This is a genomic window from Acetonema longum DSM 6540 (assembly GCF_000219125.1).
GTDB lineage: Bacteria > Bacillota > Negativicutes > Sporomusales > Acetonemataceae > Acetonema > Acetonema longum.
Genome location: NZ_AFGF01000257.1, coordinates 1 through 1,882 on the forward strand (window position 1 = coordinate 1; position 1,882 = coordinate 1,882).

Genomic DNA, 1,882 nt, shown 5'->3' on the forward strand with positions numbered 1-1,882 from the left:
AACGCCCGCTGGTGCTGTTTGCGGCAGTTGCATGAGAGCAGTGTCAATATTATCCGCTTTTTCTAGAGCTTCGGCAATAAGAACAGCATGAGCTGCCAGTGTTACATCATCCAGTTCGACCACAACTGTGCTGCCATCAGACAGGGTGATGTCGGTTTTTCCATTTACGAGCAAATCAGTTTGGATACGAATGTCGAGGTCTTTGTAGATGTTGTTTTTGGTCGCACTGGCAGCCGTTGACGCGCCGGTTAGGGCATCGCCTCCAACGACCTCTGCTGCTGCCGCTCCCAGGATAGCACTGGCCCATTGATGAAGATCGGGATTGCCTCTAAAAAGCTTCACTAGTTCGTTCTGCATGGCTTCGTTAACTGCTGTGCTAAAGCCGCCGCTTAAAGCATCCCCTCCTCCCATATCGGCCATAACGGCTCCTACAAAAGCATGTAAAGCGATTTTTTCCGGGCTACCTTCATCCCAGCCCTTGTCTTTGCTGAGATCGTGTATTTTTTCAAAGGCGATTTCTCCAAACATTTTCGCCAGTTCTTGTTGTTCTTCTACTGTCTTCTTGTCAAAGATTTCATCCAGCTTATTTAAGGCATTCTCGGTATCGCGGCTCAATTTGCTAATATCGTCTTTCTGATTGGCCTGATCTTTAATCTCAATCGTACCTTGAGCAACAGCCGCTTTTGTAGTGCTGCTTTCTTGGCCGGATGCAGCGATTCCCATATTCGGAGTCATTCCCCGGTTTTTAGCTTCTACATCATCCCCGTGAGCATAGTTTACACCGGTACTATTTGACTCGTATTCAGCCTTGTTCTCCATATCGGAGAAGGTCAGCGTTCCAGTAGAGAGCCTATTCTTCTCAGACTCTGCCTCGCTGCCAATCACCGCGCCTTTCAGGTCGGTATTGCCTACCACATCAATATCAAATCCGCCCTTGCCGGCAAAAATTCCGGTCTGCTCATTGACACTCTTATAATCCGAATCGATTTTACCTTCATTCGCGGATAGATTCGTCGAAGCGCCAATACTGCCGCCAACAGACTCATTCTTCTCCGTATACGTCTTGCTATCCTGCTGGCTTGCCAGATTCAAATCGCCTTTTACATCGACCTCAACGGTATCGCCTTTGGCCTGTGCCCCCACCAGGTTGGTGTCATTGCCAGACTTGATGGTCAGCTTCTGTTCCGCTGTGATCGTTGTCTCGTTGTAGCTGAGGCTATGCTCATCTGTTTCGCCATTGCCTAGCTGCCCCGATACGGTCACGCCGCCCTTAGTCAAATCGACGCCCACGGAGGCGGATTTCTGCGAGGATTCGCTGTCGCTGTCCATGGTATTGGCGGCGGACAGCAGGTTTACATCGTTGGCTGCGTCTAAGAGAATGTCTTTTCCGTCCACACTGGAGCCGATGATGTTGATATTGCCGTCCGCAGTATTTTCACGGCCCTTGGCGGTGATATTGACCTGTCCTTCCGACTGCAGACTGCTGCCCACAGCGGAGCTGGTGTGAGTGGTGGTTTCCGATTCTTGTTTGCTGCTGCCGAAGCTGACACTGACGTTGATTTCTTTCGGGTTGATCGCTTCTTTGGTGTCCGGGTTTGTGCCATGGGCCGTTTTCCAGGCATCTTTGCCGTTTTCTACCGCTTTCCAGCCATGCAGCGCAGCCAGACGGTCGTCTTCTACCTGAGCAGCCCGGTCAACGGAGTTCACCACCTGGGTTGTGGCGCTGACCACGCTGTTGCCGACGGTGACGGTGAGGCCGGTTTGTTTGAATTCAAAGGTTTGGTGACTGTCAGTAGTGTTATTGCCGGCTTCGATGGCGACATTCTGGCCGGTGATGTCAATGCCTTCTTTGGCAAGGATCTCGCTGGCGGAGACCTTCACA

At 51.2% G+C, this 1,882-nt stretch carries 1 protein-coding gene; it reads right to left on the reverse strand.

Going from position 1 to position 1,882, the window contains the following annotated elements:
• Positions 1-1,882: hemagglutinin repeat-containing protein (locus ALO_RS19100; RefSeq protein ID WP_193760824.1), on the reverse strand; the 1,882-nt coding region annotated here is incomplete at both ends.